We start from the raw sequence: 16928 nt of genomic DNA on the forward strand, positions 1-16928 counted from the left end.
ACATTACTTTTCCAATGCTCTTCACGTTGATCTTTATTTGCTTCTATATAATCAACCAAAGCATGTGCTGCTTCATTTAATGCTTCTTGAGGAAGCTCATCGAAGACATCCACAAAGTCACTTAATGCATATCCATCTAAATTGTTTAAAGCCACAAATGTCAAAAATCTTATATATTGGTTCTTGTACTCACCAAGTTGAGAATAATAGTGTGCAGTTTCTAAGAAATCTTCCTTTATACTAATCAATAATGGGACATAGATACGTGGTGACCATAAGAAACCTTCCCATACATTTTTTGCCTCTTTATTATCCCAATTAAATAAAGGTAATAAATGAGTCTCCGTCCAAATTTTGTCCACCCTATAAAGCGGAATTAAATTAGCAGCTAAAATCACTCTACCATGTCTATATGAAGTATGTTCTAAACTGGCCAATGTACTGAATATTTCTAAGAAGTCCTTAGGCAACTTTTCATTATCATTTGGTTTGCTATGGAACCATAAGTTAATGAGTGTTTCTGTAATAACGCCTACTGGGTGATTAATAGCCTCTAGTACTGGTTGATCACCTACTTCATCGGTATTTTCAACGAATATCTCTAACACTTGCCCACAAAGAGCTATAAAAATTTTATCATGACAATTTGTTGCTTTTGATGCCTCTTCCATCCATCTAGAAAAACTGTGTATTACTTCTTTTAATAAATGATCTGGGATATTTTGTATAAATAGAGCACCGTAGATCCACACTCTTTTAGCAAATCGACGGTTACCCCAAGTTTGAAATGCTTGCTTCCATCTATTCAAAGGCCATATATCTTTTTCAGCTAAATCTTTTAAAGCAAAAAGCACTTGCATAGGATGCTTAGTACAAATTTCCACCCAATTGTCTTTTCTATCGTCATCATCATTATCAGCAGATAATTCTTCAGATATAGAACTAGCCAATCGCTTTACAATTTCGGCTCTTTTCGTAGGGAGTTCTTCGAATTCAGAACCGTTATTAAGATTATTACACCAACCACTACTCATCCAGACTGAAAACTCATCTCTCTTTAGAGGTGGTCCCACATGTTTGAACAACTAAAAGCTTATTTATAAGTGATACTCTGCTCTAGTTAAGCTACCTTATTTTGTTGTGGTAGCTGGTCATAGTAAAACTCATCTGGAGTCATTTTGTCCAGACTCGAATGAGGTCGTTTCAAATTATAAAATTCAAAATATGCGTTTAATTGCTTCTTCGCATCCAAAACATTGCTGTAGGCTTTGAGATACACCTCTTCATATTTAACGCTCCGCCATAATCGTTCAACCATCACATTATCAACCCATCGACCTTTACCATCCATACTGATTTGAATGCCATTTGATTTCAATACATCAATAAATGCATCACTGGTAAACTGACTGCCTTGGTCTGTATTAAATATTTCAGGTCGACCATATTTTTCAATAGCTTCATTTAATGTTTCTATGCAAAATGTAACCTCCATACTAATCGATACTCTATGCGCAAGTACCTTGCGGCTATGCCAATCAATCACAGCACATAAATAAACAAAGCCTTTTGCCATAGGGATATACGTTATATCCGTAGACCACACTTGATTACTGCGCTGAATAGCCAATCCTTTGAGCAGATATGGATATTTGCGGTGAGCTTGATTAGCCTGGCTTAAATTTGGTTTGCAATATAACGCATTAATGCCCATTTTCTTCATTAAAGTACGTGTATGACGTCGTCCTATATGATGTCCTTGACGATTCAACAAATCACGCATCTGATGTGGTTCTAGGATTTTAGACCACGCCTATAAGTGATAATCTACTCCCCAATAAGCATGGGAAATGCTTGTTTTTGGAGTCAACCATGACACGAAGAAAACGTCGTAATCATTCAGCAGAGTTTAAAGTTAAAGTTGCTCTCGCAGCAATTAAAGGCGACCACACACTCGCTGAACTTTCTACTCAATTCGATTTACATCAAAACCAAATCATCGATTGGAAAAATCAACTGCTTGAGCAATCAGTCAATATTTTTTCACGACCAACAGCACAACAAGAACCAGAGATTGACCTCAAAGCTCTACATGCCAAGATAGGACATCAGGCATTGCAAATTGATTTTTTAGAAGGTGCGCTCAGAAAAATAGGGCAGCTGAGCGGCAAAAAATGATCGATAAGACCCATCAACTTTCGGTACGACAACAATCGCAATTGATTCAAATCAATCGCAGTACGTTGTATTACAAGCCCAAAGAGATTTCATCAACTGATTTGAGTTGGATGCGTCTAATCGATGAAATTCATCTCGACTACCCATTTATGGGCAGTCGAATGATACGAGATATGCTACAGCGTCAAGGACATCAAATAGGTCGGCGTAAAGTCCGACGTTTAATGCGCTTGATGGGAATACATGCCTTGTATCCAAAACCCAATACCAGTAAGCCTAATCTTGCACACCGTATTTTCCCATATCTGTTGAAAAACATGGTCATCGATCACTCTAATCAAGTCTGGTGTACAGATATAACGTACATTCCTATGGCTAAAGGCTTTGTCTATCTGTGTGCAATTATAGATTGGCATAGTCGTAAAGTACTGGCTCATCGAGTATCGATCAGTATGGAAACAGACTTTTGCATAGATGCGTTGCAAGAAGCAATTGTGAAATATGGTTGTCCTGAGGTGTTTAATACAGACCAAGGCAGTCAATTCACAAGCGAGGCATTTTTGAATGAGTTAAAATTGCGAAATATCCGTATCAGTATGGATGGGAAAGGACGATGGATGGATAATGTAATGATTGAGCGTTTATGGCGCAGTGTGAAGCCATGAGGAAGTCTATTTGAAGGCTTACGATACGGTTAAACAAGCGAAACAATCAATTGCTGAATATTTGGATTTTTATAACATGATACGTCCTCATTCAAGTTTGAATAAGGCAACACCGGATGAATTTTATGATCAACATTTACTAAAAGTAATGGCAGCATAATTTAAATATTTAGAGCGGATTTATCACTTATAAAACTGAATTGAGTGGTCTAATTAACGGAACCACATTACCAAAATATAATTCTCACTCCTAACCTCATCAACTGTAAGTAGCTTAATAAAATTTGACTGCCAAAACATATCAAATTTATTTTTATAATCAAAATATTTTGGTTGTGAACATTTATATAGTAAGTCTTCGACTATTTTTTCTAATGCTTTTTTTGGATCAAATTCTGTAAATAATGAATCAAATTTTTCTTCGTAATAATTTTTCATAAAAAAATAAGGACTGATAAATCAGCCCTTATTCTAAACTACTTTTTAATCAACAATTAAGTCAATTGAGCAGCAGCAATTTTCTTAGTATCAACGTCTTTAGCAGCGTTAGTATATTCGCTCATCTTGTCGAAGCTTAAGTATTGATAGATGTCAGCTGACATGCTGTCAATTTGAGCTGCATACTGTTGGTATTCTTCTGGAGAAGGTAATTTACCCAATACAGCAGCAACAGAAGCAAGTTCAGCAGAAGCCAGGTAAACGTTAGCACCTTGACCTAAACGGTTCGGGAAGTTACGCGTAGAAGTCGATACACAAGTCGTGTTCGGAGCTACACGTGCCTGGTTACCCATACACAATGAACAACCTGGCATTTCAGTACGCGCGCCAGCTTTACCATAAATGTTATAGAAACCTTCTTCCATCAACTGATGTTCGTCCATACGCGTAGGTGGAGCAATCCACAAACGAGTTGACAACGCACCACCAGGAACTTTCTCTAACAATTTACCAGTCGCACGGAAGTGACCGATGTTAGTCATACAAGAACCAACGAATACTTCGTCAATTTTCGCGCCTTGAACATCAGAAAGAAGTTTTGCATCATCTGGATCGTTCGGGCAGCAAAGAATAGGTTCTTTGATGTCTGCAAGATCGATTTCATACACTTTCGTGTATTCAGCATCAGCATCCGCTTTGATCAGGCTTGGATTAGCCAACCATTTTTCCATGTTCTCAACACGACGAGCCATAGTACGCGCATCGCCATAACCTTCAGAAATCATCCACTTCAACATAGTGATGTTTGAACGAAGGTATTCAGCAACTTTCTCTTCAGAAAGTGTGATAGAACAACCTGCAGCAGAACGTTCAGCAGAAGCATCAGAAAGTTCGAACGCTTGCTCAACAGTCAGGTCAGTTTCCATTTCTGTTAAGTCGATCTCAAGGATACGACCAGAGAAGATGTTTTTCTTACCTTTCTTCTCTACAGTTAAGTCACCTTCCTTAATTGCGTAGTAAGGAATTGCATGTACAAGGTCACGTAGCGTGATACCAGGCTGCATTTTACCCTTGAACTTCACAAGTACAGATTCAGGCATGTCAAGTGGCATAACACCAGTTGCTGCAGCGAACGCTACAAGACCAGAACCCGCCGGGAATGAAATACCGATTGGGAAACGAGTATGCGAGTCACCACCAGTACCAACAGTATCCGGAAGAAGCATACGGTTTAACCAAGAGTGAATAATACCGTCACCTGGGCGTAAAGACACACCACCACGGTTCATGATGAAATCAGGAAGCGAGTGTTGCATTTGAACGTCAACTGGTTTTGGATACGCAGCTGTATGACAGAAAGATTGCATAACAAGGTCAGCAGAGAAGCCTAGGCAAGCCAAGTCTTTCAATTCGTCACGAGTCATTGGACCAGTTGTATCTTGCGAACCCACAGTAGTCATCTTAGGTTCACAGTAAGTACCTGGAAGTACACCTTGACCTTCAGGAAGACCACAAGCGCGACCAACCATCTTCTGAGCTTGAGTGAAACCTTTACCAGTTGCAGCAGGCTGAACCGGAGTACGGAACATTGTAGATACTGGAAGACCTAAAGCTTCACGCGCTTTAGTCGTCAAACCACGACCTACGATCAGGTTAATACGACCACCAGCACGAACTTCGTCTAGAAGTACTGGAGTTTTAAGTTCAGCTTCAGCGATTTGTGCGCCGTCTTTGAACGCAGTTACTTTAGCAGCAGCGTGATCGATCTTAAGAACGATTTCGTCGCCCATGTTCATGTTGGCAACATCGATCTCGATCGGTAATGCACCCGCATCTTCCATGGTGTTGAAGAAAATCGGAGCGATTTTAGAACCTAGGCAGTAACCACCGTCTTTTTTGTTCGGGATGTGCGGGATGTCGTCACCGAAGAACCAAAGTACAGAGTTAGTTGCAGATTTACGAGATGAACCTGTACCAACAACGTCACCCACGTAAGCAACCTGGTTGCCTTTCGCGATCAGTTCTTTAATCTGGTTAAGTGGACCCACTTCACCAGGAACTTCTGGATTGATTCCGTCACGTACGTTTTTCAACATTGCATTTGCGTGCAATGGAATGTCTGGACGGCTCCAAGCATCTTGTGCAGGTGACAAGTCGTCAGTGTTGGTTTCGCCAGTTACTTTGAAAACAGTCAGTTTGATTTCTTCAGGAACGTCTTTACGGCTAGTGAACCATTCAGCGTCAGCCCAAGACTGCATAACTGCTTGAGCATTTGCGTTACCAGCTTTTGCTTTATCAGCAACGTCATGGAACGCATCAAATACTAGAAGTGTTTTCTTAAGCGCTTCAGCCGCTAATTCAGCAAGTGCAGCATCGTCAAGAAGAGCAACTAAAGGAGCAACGTTATAACCACCAAGCATAGTACCTAGTAAGTAAACCGCACGTTCTTTAGAAACTAATGGAGAGGTCGCCTCGCCTTTAGCCAAAGCAGCTAAGAATGCAGCTTTAACATATGCAGCTTGGTCAACACCCGCTGGAACACGGTTTTCTAGTAAATCAACTAAAAATGCTTCTTCGCCAGCTGGTGGGTTTTTTAATAATTCAACTAATGCAGCTGTTTGAGCATCATCAAGTGGCTTCGGTGGGACTCCGAGTGCGGCACGTTCTGCAACGTGTTGGCGGTAAGCTTCTAGCACGGTGTTATTCCTCTTTTTTAAAAAATTATTTACGTATTCCTGCTTTAAATAAAGCTACGTAAATAATATGGACTGCTTAATTTTACTAAAATTCCAGTTAAAAGTTAATGCGCTACAAGTGTTTCTTCGTGATGCCCATTATTTTCTAACTAAATGATGCTCATATCGATTGAACATAAAAACAGCAATATAGTCAGATCGTTTGGAATTGTTTCACATTAACTTTGAACTGCCATTTAAAAATAAAAAAGGCAACCTATGTTGCCTCTTTTTACGCAATATAAATATTCAACCTTAGTGTACCGTTGTCGCTTGAATATATTGTTTGAAACTTTCACGACAGCCTTCAAATTTCATCTGAATTTCGTCCTCATGTAAATTTTGATGTGCAGAGCTTGCAAAAGAAATTTGTACTGAAATTCGTGTAGGTTCATGGTCAAGTGCGTGTTTGAAGTATACATGGTCACCCAAGCTAAGGACATAATGACCACCGCCAATTACGGCCACACCATTTTCATCTTCCAAGAGTAAATCTGCGTGATTTAAATAGCCAACAACTTCCATTTTCTGCTCCTCTCATTTTTTTATTCTAGGTTCATTATTCTTTATTTTTATATGCTTTGCTATATATATGATTTAGAGTTTTGTCACAAAAAGTTCCATGCAAAAAATAAAAAACCGTTCCTTAGAACGGTTTGTAATCTGGCATTTCAGTATGCGGTGTTGCAATACATTTTTCAGTATATTTCACACGAATTTTTTCACGTGCACCTTCAATATCGGACTTAATTTCAGCCTCATGTAAAGCATAAACATCTTCAATAATTTCTAACGCAAATGCCTTAGTCATTTCGTCTTCAACTTTATTGGCATGCTCAATCGCTTTATCTTTTTCAATGGCATTTTGACGGTCTAACATAATTGAACGTGCTGCATTACCAATACTTTTACAATAGCCATGCCATTGCTCTTCTGGTGTTAACGGTTTTTTTTCAACACAACCCACCAGTGCAATCACAGCAGCCAAAGCGAATAACTTTTTCATTACAACTCTCCTATTCGCCCTATCATAATCAAACTTTTTCAAATGAAGAACCATTACCCACTTTAAATAGTATAAAAGCCCAAATTTGGGCTTTTATACTTAGAAAAATTAACCGCAGCTTGCTTGAACTACTTTATTGGTTTTCGGATCGACTGTTACTGTCACACGGTCTTCGCGATAATCCATAGTCACAGGCTGCCCTGATTGTACTAAGCGTACCATCTTCGCACTGGTTTTTTGCTTAATCTGTGCTTCAGTTAAATTTGACTGACCAATCAAAGCTGTCGCTTGCTCAGCAACACATTTGCTTTGACTAGCACGGAAAAGTGCCCATTCTTTAATGACCTGACCATTCGGCAAATGGCAATAGCCTACTTCACCATTGGCCTCTTTTCGAATCTCTACTTTACCACCCTGTTCAACACAGTACGTACTGGCAGGATTAGCCATACCTAAAGTTGGCTTTTCAGTTTCATTCTTTTGCGCAGTACTACAACCCGAAATAGCAGCAACCATTAATCCAAGCATTACGATTTTTTTCATAAAAAATATTTCTTTAAATAAAAGATCAACATAGCAAATATGTTTAAAAAAAAACTGTGCGAGTTTTGCAACATTTAAGATTGCATAAAAAAGCCCATCACTTGACTAATGCCAGTCAGTTAAGAAATTGACTGGCATTTTCTTGGATATTTTTGTGCTTTAATTTTCACTACTCGCGGACATTGCCTTTGCCTTTTTTCAGGTAATACAAATATTTTAGATTGTTCAAATAATTGCGCTAAATGTTTGGGTAGGTTTCCTGCTGATTCTAAAGGTGTGTGCCTTAAGATATTGATAATACTCATAGATGCAACATGGAAACTGATCCTTAAAGGACTCACCTTTGCATGTTCAGCGATAAACCTCATCTGTCTTCTTAAGATATTATATGCAATAAATACCCCCCACAATTCTTGATAGACCAAATCAGGTTGTTTGCTTCTTAAAATCCTTGCATCCTGTAAATCACTTTTAATTTCCCGATAACACATTTCTATTTCCCAACGCTGGATATAAAGCATTGCAAGGTCTTTGAATGGATAAACTTTAGAATCTGTTAATGATGTAATGTAACGTCTTATTTTTCCTGCATATTCAACTTCAATTAAACGTGCTTCCCAATAGTCACCCAATGACGGATTTATCTTTTTTGCTCTTGCTGAAACAGGCATTTTGATCTGAAAGTCATGGGCCGCATTATGATGAATCACTTCATAACGCAGGTTGTCCTTTGCTCGCATCAACCAATGACTCTCTTCTGCCTGAGATTGCCAGCTCACTAAAAAATCAGCAGAGAAGTAAGCACGATCAAATAGGGTAATACTGCGAACTGGTGCTTTTAATTGACTGGCTAAGGTTAATTCACCTTGATCCATACTGCCCATTTGGGCATCAATCATTTCATGGGTATTGGTATTCACCAGGCAAGTCGCTCTAACTTGTGGGTAAGGTGCAGCTGCTGTTTTGCCTTTGGATGAACCAAAGTGCTTAAAGTTTTCTTCTGTATGAGGCATAGACCAAACCACACCATCTACAGCACAAACGCATAGACCGTGAAAGTTGCTATATTGTTGTTGTGAGTCTTTAAACCATGCCTGACTTAATGTCGAAAATAAAGCACTCATGGGTTCTAAGCCTAAGCGTTGTCTTGCTTGTACGGATGCACTCGGTACACAGTATTCTGCCGTACCGAAAACAAGTTGCAATTGTTGAACCACATACCAAATCGGTTGATTTCGAAATAGAGCAAGTCCGATTACCAGCCAAACAACATGTTCAGCAGGCAGTTTTCTTTTTCGAATTGATGCTTTACCTGTTTGGTTTAAGCAATCTTCAATCCAGTTTAAATCAATCAATTCACTGAATTGTGAAAGTGAAGGTAGGGTTTGTTTTAATGTTAAATCTAAATTCTGAGATAAATTCATAAAAAAAGAGCGTATTTACATACGCTCTTTTTACAGTATTTTAACTTTTTTTGCTTAACTGACTGGCATTACATCACTTGACGGACTTTTTATTTTGAAAAGCTAGATTTTCAGGTCAATTTTAATTGACTGAGTGAATATCAAGCTCTTCATTTTTTGCTAAAACTACAGATGCTAGAATTGGAGTACCTAAAATGAACGGCATAGCAAAGATCCAAAAGACCACGGTATAGTGCGGATCAAAGAAAAACTGGATAGCAAGCGCCACTAAAATTAAAACTGAAAATAAAATCACTGCAAAGCGTATTACAAAATTGATCGGCATAGGGATCATCACTCTAAATTTAGCAAGTCCATTTACTATACACCTACTTTCATTATGGTTTAATTGATTTTAAGTATCTAGTGTCTGTTATTCATAGGTTTTCTTCATCTATCAAATAAAGAATTTTATCAAATGACGAATTAAGCTTTTTTAACACCTAAAAATAAAGCCTACATGATGTAGGCTTTATTTGGCAGAAGAGCAGCTTTAGAACTTCCAGTTCTGAGAACATTGTTTTGCGCTTAATCTAATTGGATATAAATAACAGTAGATCATTGTTTTTAAATATATTGTATATATGCAACACTTCGCACTAACAACCATGAACAGTCTACAAATATAATTCAACAGTCTACAAATCAGTCTACATTTTTTAATGACTATATATAGGTGTGAATTTGAATGAGCTGTGCAACCTGATAAGAGGATGCACAGCATGAATGCTTTGATCATGATAGAAACAAAGCCTTTTCTTTAGCACGACGATTCACAAGCCCTTGCATACGCTTACCACCCGCATTCACCCACACATCAAACTGATCCGCAGCAGCACGATTATCATTGGCATTCAGCTTTTTCACCAAAGTTGATTTGCTAAATGCATTGGTCCCAATGTTGTAGGCAAGTGAAACTAAAGCATCGAACTGATTCTGATTGAGTGGAACTTTGACCGTATTATTTACAGTCTGCTCAAATGATTTCAGATCGTTCTGCATATAAGCTTTGGCTTGATCCAGTGTGCAGGTATCCCCTTTTTTGACACGAATACCATTTGGGTATTTTGTGGTGCCGAAACCAATAGTCCATACACCTACGCCATCGTCATAGGCTTTCAGTCGCAGACCTTCAAAATTGCAGATCAGATCGACTCCACTTGGACTCACATGCATTTCATCTGTGGCGATACCCAACACATCGTTCAGGTCATCATAAGCAGTTGCAATCAGCTTATCTGCAGCATCAACCTGCTTTTGGGTGAGTTTGCCACCACTGATCTTTCGCAGGAAATCAAATATGTGTTTCATTATGGGCTACCCTTAACTTTAGGCTGTGCAATCTTACGGCCAATGTACGCCAATGCAGGTAAAACTACAGAAAGCAAAATAGCATGGTATTCAGCAGGAATGAGTTGTGTATTGATGCCTTCTTGAATTAAAACAGGAAGAACACCCAATAAAAAAGCTCCGATAATTGGGAGCTTTACAGATAAATATTTCCAAACATTTTCGGGAATGAATTTCATTTTTCCTCTCTCATATTTCGTTCATAAAGTTTGTTTCGGATTTCTTCAACTGTTCTCAAAAGTTGATCGGACTGTTTTTCAAGAACCTGAATGCTCTGGGCGTTGGTCGTGGCTTGAGTATTTACTGTGTCTGTTTTGCTCGTCTGAGTATTCCAAGCGACTACAAACAGACCCGCTAAGAAAATGCCGCCAAAGCGTACAAGGTTGGTGATACTGTCGATCTTGGTTTTACTTTCATGCAGTACTCTGATTTGTGAGTCCATCTCCTTAAATCTTGGCTCAACTTCATTTCTGAGCTGCTTAATCTCACTTTTGAAGTTTGACTTGGCTCGATCCAGATCATCTTGTAGGTTGTCCCGAGTCTGAGTTAAGTCATTACGGGTCTGTTGATGCTCTTTGTTGAGTTGCTCTAACTGCATATTCATGCGGTCGAGCTTTTGAGGCATCTCAGCCAACTTATCCATGTTTTTGGATATGTCATTAATCTTGTCAGAGATGGCAAGAAGTTGCCCTGCTGTCGCTACTGGTGGGTCAGATGAGTAGTCATTTGGCATTGCGCCCCCTAAATTTTGGTAATAAAAAAGCACCCGAAGGCGCTAAAAATTAACTACTTAATAACCATTTTGTTTTAAGTGGTCTTCATGCTCTTGCTTTCTCAGCTCATCATAAGCAACTAGATCAAAAGCACATGCAGACAGTGTTATAAGTACAAAAACCCAACCTGTTAACTTCATAATTTAGCCACCTCTGTAAATGTATCACCACTGAAAATATAATCGTGGCTCATTAAGTTAAATGCGTAATCCTCATACCCAGTTACAAGATCACACTCCTCATCAATTGGATAATCATAGTCAAAAGGAATATCTGCAATAGACTTTACTTTTTTGTCGCTCTTATTAATAACAATGAATCTCACTTCTTAAACTCCACTAAAAATAGATTAACGTAGCTTCCTGAAATGACCACAGAACGGGCTACTGCGCTGTTGATGAACTTAAACTTCAAGGCACTTGATGCATTAATTCCAAAGGGCATTGTAAATGCAACTTGAATTGCACCTTGTTCATCAATATAAGCCCCTGTGGTTACACCTGTAACCATTGTAATATATTCCCCTGAGAGACCTGTAACCACCCAAACACGTCTAGTAACTGACCCGTCAACGACAACACGAGATCCAATAGTACCGATCAAACCATCCCCTAAATAGATCTCAAGGGTCAGTGGGTTAGGGACGTTTGGCGAGTAGAATCGAATGTCACTACGGAAAAATAAAGTACAAAAGTTACCTGCTGTAATGGTTTCAACGCCTGGAAATGCAACATCAACTTCCTTTGTCCAGCCAGCAGCTACGCTCCCTGAGAAGTTTGCAGTAGATATTTGTTGCTGAATGCCCAATGGTACCGTTACAGCTCGATCTTTGATGTGTAAAGTGTCCACAGCAAGTTGCGCAATTTTTCCTGAAGTCACAGCCAAGTTATCAATCTGTGCAGACTTCACCGCCAAATCTTCAATATGCGAAGTTTTGACAGACTGATAATCCATAAAGGCTGACTTCATGTAAGCCCCCACAGGGAAAACTGTACCTGTGTTTGGGTCTGTGCAAGGCGTATTGCGGAAGATGAATGGGTAGTATGGTGTGCTTCCCTCGCTTGCTGGCCCTGCCAGCGCAAACGAGTTAGCACGAATAACAAAGTTGCTGTAGTTCGTACCACCACTCTCTTCAACCGCCAAGCCGTAAGACGAAATCACACCACCGCTATCAAGCTTGATTGTGTGCTGCGCTTTAATCTTACTTTCAGTCAGAACAAGTGAGTTTAACTTCTCTTTATCTGCTGTGATTTTTTCAACTTGCGAAGAAATAGCGGCTTTCTGCGCATTTGCATCAATTTTTGCAGCATTTAGCTCTGCAATTTGGCTTGTATAAAGATCAATTAACTCCTGATTTTTATCCGCCTTTGCTTGCTCTGCTGTGCGCTTACTTGTTATCTCAGCAATTCTTGCATCATAGCTATTTACTGCTGATGTCAATACTGCTGATTGCGCTTGCAGCTTGGTGATGTCCTCATCAAGTCGAGCTTTTGCAATCTCATTCTTGAGCTTGTTTAGGTCGCCAACAGCACTTACAACCTCAATGCTTGTCTGCTGACCACCTACATAACCCTGAATCGTCTTAATCTCACCACCGATCGCGTTAAGGTTGTCAGCAAAGACACCCTGCTCGCGCTGAATGGTTGCGATGTTCTCAGTTGCTTTATCCGCCTTACCAAGCGCCTCATCTGCTGTGTCTTGAGCTGCTTTTGCTGCTTTTGCGGCATCGGTTGCAGCCTTGTCGGTAACAATAACCCACGCTGACCCATTCCAGCGCTTCGGTGTGTTTAGACCTCCTGTTGTGTCAATCCATAAGTTTTGAGACAGACGCTTATCTGCTGCGGGAGCGGTTGAGCCAAAAATAACCTCACCCTTATTACCTGCTGCTATAGCTGCTGCACTGGCTGCTTGCTGCGCTGCATTTGCAACCGCCTTGGCTGCTGCTTCGGCTGCGTTAGCTTTAGCAGTTGCATCAAGTGCTGCTGCATCAATAGCTGCTTGCTTTGCAGCGTCAGCCTTGTTTTTAGCATCTAAAGCTGCTGCTGCTTTGGCTGCTCCCTCTGCTGCATCTGCTTTCGCTGTAGCATCATCAGATGCTGCTGCAATGGCTGCTAAACGCTCTGCTTCGGCTTGGGCTGTAGCATAAGCCTTAGCTGCCGCCTCTGCTGCGGCTGACTTGGATTGCGCATCCTGAATAGCTTGATCTGCTGTGTCTTTTGCGGCCTTTGTGCTTACCTGAAGTGTATCGAACCGACCAGCGAAAGATTCATTGTCAGTCGTTCGCGCTGTTTCCAGCGTTACAATCGCCGCCTTATTTCCATCAACATCAACTTTTAGTGTGTTGATGCGAGATGATAGTGCCTCATTCTCCTGTGCTCTTGCGTAAGATTCGGTTTGAACCAGTGCTTTTGCGTTACTGATTTCAGCAACAGTGGTGTCGATGCGCTGACTCAAAGCCATGTCATTTTCAATCACTGCTGATTGCAAAGTCCATGTGCCCGCAAGACCTGTCGAGCCAATAAAACCCTCTGTCGAGCCGATCATTTCGGGGTACACTTGCGCATACACACCATCAAGACGAGTGGTGTTTGCCTTAACCTTGTCGTCAACTTCAGCAATACTGGCGTTGGTTTGAGTTAATGCTCCTGTACTGGCCTTGGTTCCAAGTTCAGCAGTAATTTCCTCAATCTTATTTGCATTCGCACCTGACTGTTCTGCTGAAGCGGTTGCTTTTTCGATCGCACTCGCCGCTCCCGCTGCTGCTATGTCTGCCGTATCTGCTGATTGCTCTGCAACTGCTTTAACTTCGGTCACAAGACTTGATAATGCTTTTGTGTCATCAACTGCAATTTCAGCCTTCTGTAAAGCACTTGCTGAGTTAAACAAGGCATTACCAGCATCATCTTCTGCAACTTTCACCCGACCATCTAACGCTTGAGTTTGTTCAATCGCTAAAGATGAATCAGATAATGCAATATCAAGACTATCCTGAAAACTAGCAAGCGCCTTCTTATTGCTGAGCTTGTAAGTATCTACATAGCCATAGATTGCAGTTTCACCATCTTGACGATCTTTAATCTCCTGCGTTAAGCCATTGTCTAAGTTTTGAATTGCTGCAACTCGTTGCTGACGTTCCAAACCAAGCTCATCGCTGATTTGATCTGTCTGAATTTGAACAGCACTAATATTTTCAATCAAATTACCAATGTCACCATCCAAACCTGCAATTGTGTCGATCTTATCAATCTTGGTTTGCAAGTTTTGGTGTAATTGTGACTCGGTGATTTTGCCTGACAAAATATCAAGTACAGCAGACGCATCTGCCGATGTGGTTGCGCTGACCCAATTTGACCATGGTCCAACATTCCCAATACGATCAATCAAGCGACCACGGAAATAACGCTTTAAATTTGGCTGCATCCCTTGAATGACATGACTGTTTGTTGGGTATGCGAAAAGCCCAAGTTGCGCAGCATTGGCACCGTTGGCTGTAGTTGCAATCTCAATTTCCGTATAAGCGGTATCGAGCGCACCAACGGCTGGGAAATTCCAATTTAAACGGTAGCCAAATAAGATGCCTGTTGCTGCAATATTGGCTAAAGCAGGCGGTAATCCTTGTTTGCCAGTCAATGCTGTCAGATTTGAATATGTTGGCAGAGAGGCAATATCAAACGCCGAAATCGCAGTAACACGAGCTTCATAGTTGCCTGCATAAATACCCTGTACTTCAACCGAATTACTACCTGTAATTGGCAACTTAATCCAGTTACCATCATCTTTGCGCCACTCGACTTGATACTTTGTGGCACCTTGCGCTTGATCCCAAGTAATCAGCATGGTTTCAACAGACAAGCCTTGCTGCACCATGTTTTCAGATGAAATTAAAACATTGGTGACAGGTGCTTGAGTCGTTGGATTGATGATTGAAATTGGACGATCATCAATGAATGCACCGAAATCAATCGCATCATATTTTGCTGATTCATACTGTAGTGCAGTGATTGAAAACTGATGTTTGTCGTCTTGAGTAATACTCATGACGCGAAACTTCATCGTTTTTAAGTCTTGCGCATCAACGACCCAAACATTTTCTGCTGCAACGGATTCAAACGCCACTGTGACTGTGACATTTCGCCCAACTTTTGATGACACAATTCGCGTTTGCGCCTTGCCATTTTCACCGTTTACAACAAGTCGATCGCCTGCACGACACACCACATCATCACGATCTAAAGTAATGGTGCGCAAGTTTGCAGAAACTTTAGAGATACGCCCGCCATTGGCACGACCTGCGAACAACTCATCCGCAATTTCAATTACTTTACCTGGTTGTGGAATATAACCATCCAAACCAACTTTAAAAGATACAGTGCGAGTTTCCAGTTGCTCAGACTTTAATGCCCAAAGACCTGCACGTTGTGCCTGCCCTTCAGAAGTACAACCCCACGCATCAATCTCAGCAATACGCACACCGAGCTTTGCAATAGCTGCTTCATCCCGCACGAACACATATTCGGTCTTATAGCGATTTTGTGGATTATCCCAAGCCACTTTTGCAACTGTGTGTCGATCACGCGCACGAGTGCCTGAATATTCAAAATGCCCATCGATGACGTTGGCGCGAGTGTAGGTGAAATAAGTATCTTGCGGTAAATCAGCATCGCAGACAATTGAATTGCCGTCCCAATAACTGATTGCACGGAATACACCTGCTAGTTTGCTTAAAATATCAAAAGCAGATTCGGCACTTTGAATATACACATTGCAAGTAAAACGCGGCTCCTGACCGCCTTTGCCGTCTGACACCAACTGATCGCAGTATTGAGCTAAACGATATAAAGACCATTTATCAATCATTTGCTCGGTTAAACGGTTGCCAAGCGCATATCGCTTATTGGTGCATAGGTCATAGTAAATCCAAGCTGGATTATTACTATAAGCACGTTTAAATGTACCATCCCACATCCCGATGTAAGTTCGGCTCACTGGATCGTAGTTGCTCGGCACTTTGATCTTTACACCCTTTAGATCGACTGCGAATTTGGCAATATTCGAGAATGTTTCAGCATCATATTGCACGCCAATCACTGCGGTATTTGGGTATGTAAGTTTAAGATCGATAACTTCAGTAATGGCTTGAATATACATCTTATCGCTGACATATTCAGAGCTTGAATTTGGTGTTTTACGTGTGACGCGAATCAACCAATTATTATTGGCTTTTGGCAAGCCGATACGGTGGGTACGTTCATAATTTGCTGAAGTTTTCCCTGACATTTTAGTGTCAAGCATTAACTCCCATGCCCCTCCATCAGTTTGCACTTCAATCGAGTAATCAATAACAATACCTGAAACATCGCCATTGCTTGGGTCTTGCTTTTTTAAAGCCCCAAAACGCACCCTTACAATTACGGCATCGAGATTAAGATTGGTAATCCCTTTAACCCAAGGCGTATCACTTTTAAGCTCAACTCCAACAGCAGCTTCAGAAGCAATGCTTTCAAAGCCTTCCATGTATGTCTGATCATTAGTGCCTGAGCGAAAATCTAGAGTGACATCTTGAAAGTTTCTTGCGCCACTATCGCTTTCAACTGGCGTGTCATCGAGGAAGATTGATTTAAAGCCATTTGCTAAGCCCTCAACTTCCCCTTCGCTCATGCCATATTGTAAACGTGCATAGGTTTTTGAAGCGGTTGTATCGTTTGCAATTTTGGGTTGTCTTTGGCTTTTGCTACCGCCTTTTGCGCCTTTAATTACTGCGTTCATACTTATCCTCA

The 16928-nt window shown here is 40.7% G+C and carries 14 protein-coding genes and 2 pseudogenes; 1 reads left to right on the forward strand and 15 read right to left on the reverse strand.

Features of this window, described 5'->3' with window-relative positions:
• Both AC4CUX_RS00005 and AC4CUX_RS00010 read right to left on the reverse strand, forming a co-directional pair.
• Nucleotides 1–1034 (reverse strand): hypothetical protein (locus AC4CUX_RS00005; protein WP_490792056.1); only part of this gene is annotated, 1034 nt, incomplete at its 3' end.
• Nucleotides 1035–1120: 86 nt separating this feature from the next.
• Nucleotides 1121–1783 (reverse strand): annotated as a pseudogene (locus AC4CUX_RS00010) (IS3 family transposase); the annotation flags it as partial.
• 89 nt (nt 1784–1872) lie between these two features.
• Between AC4CUX_RS00010 and AC4CUX_RS00015 the strand changes: the two are divergent.
• Nucleotides 1873–3003, forward strand: a pseudogene (locus AC4CUX_RS00015) (IS3-like element ISAcsp5 family transposase).
• A gap of 53 nt (nt 3004–3056) precedes the next feature.
• Here the strand turns inward: AC4CUX_RS00015 and AC4CUX_RS00020 are convergent.
• The 13 genes from AC4CUX_RS00020 to AC4CUX_RS00080 all read right to left on the reverse strand — a co-directional run bounded on the left by AC4CUX_RS00020 (nt 3057) and on the right by AC4CUX_RS00080 (nt 16917).
• Complete coding sequence (locus AC4CUX_RS00020) at nt 3057–3281, reverse strand: hypothetical protein (RefSeq protein WP_490792057.1); 225 nt, start codon at nt 3279–3281, stop codon at nt 3057–3059.
• 56 nt (nt 3282–3337) lie between these two features.
• Complete coding sequence (locus tag AC4CUX_RS00025; RefSeq protein ID WP_078389343.1) at nt 3338–5977, reverse strand: bifunctional aconitate hydratase 2/2-methylisocitrate dehydratase; 2640 nt, start codon at nt 5975–5977, stop codon at nt 3338–3340.
• A gap of 294 nt (nt 5978–6271) precedes the next feature.
• A complete protein-coding gene (locus AC4CUX_RS00030; protein ID WP_004696516.1) occupies nt 6272–6541 on the reverse strand; it encodes a hypothetical protein in 270 nt (89 codons plus the stop codon).
• A 121-nt stretch (nt 6542–6662) separates the two neighbouring features.
• A complete protein-coding gene (locus AC4CUX_RS00035) occupies nt 6663–7022 on the reverse strand; it encodes a hypothetical protein (protein ID WP_078389342.1) in 360 nt (119 codons plus the stop codon).
• A gap of 108 nt (nt 7023–7130) precedes the next feature.
• Nucleotides 7131–7565 (reverse strand): I78 family peptidase inhibitor, encoded by a 435-nt coding sequence (locus tag AC4CUX_RS00040; RefSeq protein WP_078389341.1) that lies wholly within the window; start codon nt 7563–7565, stop codon nt 7131–7133.
• 119 nt (nt 7566–7684) lie between these two features.
• Nucleotides 7685–8989: an IS4 family transposase gene (locus AC4CUX_RS00045; protein WP_201952043.1), complete on the reverse strand. Its 1305-nt coding sequence runs from the start codon at nt 8987–8989 to the stop codon at nt 7685–7687.
• Between the two features lie 121 nt (nt 8990–9110).
• A complete protein-coding gene (locus AC4CUX_RS00050; RefSeq protein WP_004696512.1) occupies nt 9111–9314 on the reverse strand; it encodes a hypothetical protein in 204 nt (67 codons plus the stop codon).
• Between the two features lie 449 nt (nt 9315–9763).
• The gene (locus AC4CUX_RS00055) at nt 9764–10339 is read right to left on the reverse strand and encodes a lysozyme (RefSeq protein WP_201950344.1); all 576 of its coding nucleotides are present in this window, start codon (nt 10337–10339) and stop codon (nt 9764–9766) included.
• Nucleotides 10339–10557, reverse strand: coding sequence for a hypothetical protein (locus tag AC4CUX_RS00060; protein ID WP_010326076.1), 219 nt, complete (start codon nt 10555–10557; stop codon nt 10339–10341). The genes AC4CUX_RS00055 and AC4CUX_RS00060 overlap by 1 nt, the downstream gene beginning before the upstream one ends.
• The gene (locus AC4CUX_RS00065; RefSeq protein WP_490792058.1) at nt 10554–11111 is read right to left on the reverse strand and encodes a coiled-coil domain-containing protein; all 558 of its coding nucleotides are present in this window, start codon (nt 11109–11111) and stop codon (nt 10554–10556) included. The genes AC4CUX_RS00060 and AC4CUX_RS00065 overlap by 4 nt, the downstream gene beginning before the upstream one ends.
• Nucleotides 11112–11168: 57 nt before the next feature.
• A complete protein-coding gene (locus tag AC4CUX_RS00070; RefSeq protein ID WP_490792059.1) occupies nt 11169–11291 on the reverse strand; it encodes a hypothetical protein in 123 nt (40 codons plus the stop codon).
• Nucleotides 11288–11476, reverse strand: coding sequence for a hypothetical protein (locus AC4CUX_RS00075; protein ID WP_010326074.1), 189 nt, complete (start codon nt 11474–11476; stop codon nt 11288–11290). Before AC4CUX_RS00075 ends, AC4CUX_RS00070 begins: the two co-directional genes overlap by 4 nt.
• The gene (locus AC4CUX_RS00080; RefSeq protein ID WP_490792060.1) at nt 11473–16917 is read right to left on the reverse strand and encodes a TipJ family phage tail tip protein; all 5445 of its coding nucleotides are present in this window, start codon (nt 16915–16917) and stop codon (nt 11473–11475) included. Before AC4CUX_RS00080 ends, AC4CUX_RS00075 begins: the two co-directional genes overlap by 4 nt.
• Nucleotides 16918–16928 lie beyond the last annotated feature (11 nt).

The sequence above is a fragment of the Acinetobacter sp. 231_lipA genome (assembly GCF_058243005.1).

Bases quoted from the DNA above. Each gene is read 5' to 3' on its own strand.
- AC4CUX_RS00020 (WP_490792057.1), bottom strand. From the start codon at position 3,281: ATGAAAAATTATTACGAAGAAAAATTTGATTCATTATTTACAGAATTT.
- AC4CUX_RS00045 (WP_201952043.1), bottom strand. From the start codon at position 8,989: ATGAATTTATCTCAGAATTTAGATTTAACATTAAAACAAACCCTACCT.
- AC4CUX_RS00080 (WP_490792060.1), bottom strand. From the start codon at position 16,917: ATGAACGCAGTAATTAAAGGCGCAAAAGGCGGTAGCAAAAGCCAAAGA.
- AC4CUX_RS00060 (WP_010326076.1), bottom strand. From the start codon at position 10,557: ATGAAATTCATTCCCGAAAATGTTTGGAAATATTTATCTGTAAAGCTC.
- AC4CUX_RS00040 (WP_078389341.1), bottom strand. From the start codon at position 7,565: ATGAAAAAAATCGTAATGCTTGGATTAATGGTTGCTGCTATTTCGGGT.
- AC4CUX_RS00050 (WP_004696512.1), bottom strand. From the start codon at position 9,314: ATGCCGATCAATTTTGTAATACGCTTTGCAGTGATTTTATTTTCAGTT.
- AC4CUX_RS00030 (WP_004696516.1), bottom strand. From the start codon at position 6,541: ATGGAAGTTGTTGGCTATTTAAATCACGCAGATTTACTCTTGGAAGAT.
- AC4CUX_RS00035 (WP_078389342.1), bottom strand. From the start codon at position 7,022: ATGAAAAAGTTATTCGCTTTGGCTGCTGTGATTGCACTGGTGGGTTGT.
- AC4CUX_RS00055 (WP_201950344.1), bottom strand. From the start codon at position 10,339: ATGAAACACATATTTGATTTCCTGCGAAAGATCAGTGGTGGCAAACTC.
- AC4CUX_RS00070 (WP_490792059.1), bottom strand. From the start codon at position 11,291: ATGAAGTTAACAGGTTGGGTTTTTGTACTTATAACACTGTCTGCATGT.
- AC4CUX_RS00065 (WP_490792058.1), bottom strand. From the start codon at position 11,111: ATGCCAAATGACTACTCATCTGACCCACCAGTAGCGACAGCAGGGCAA.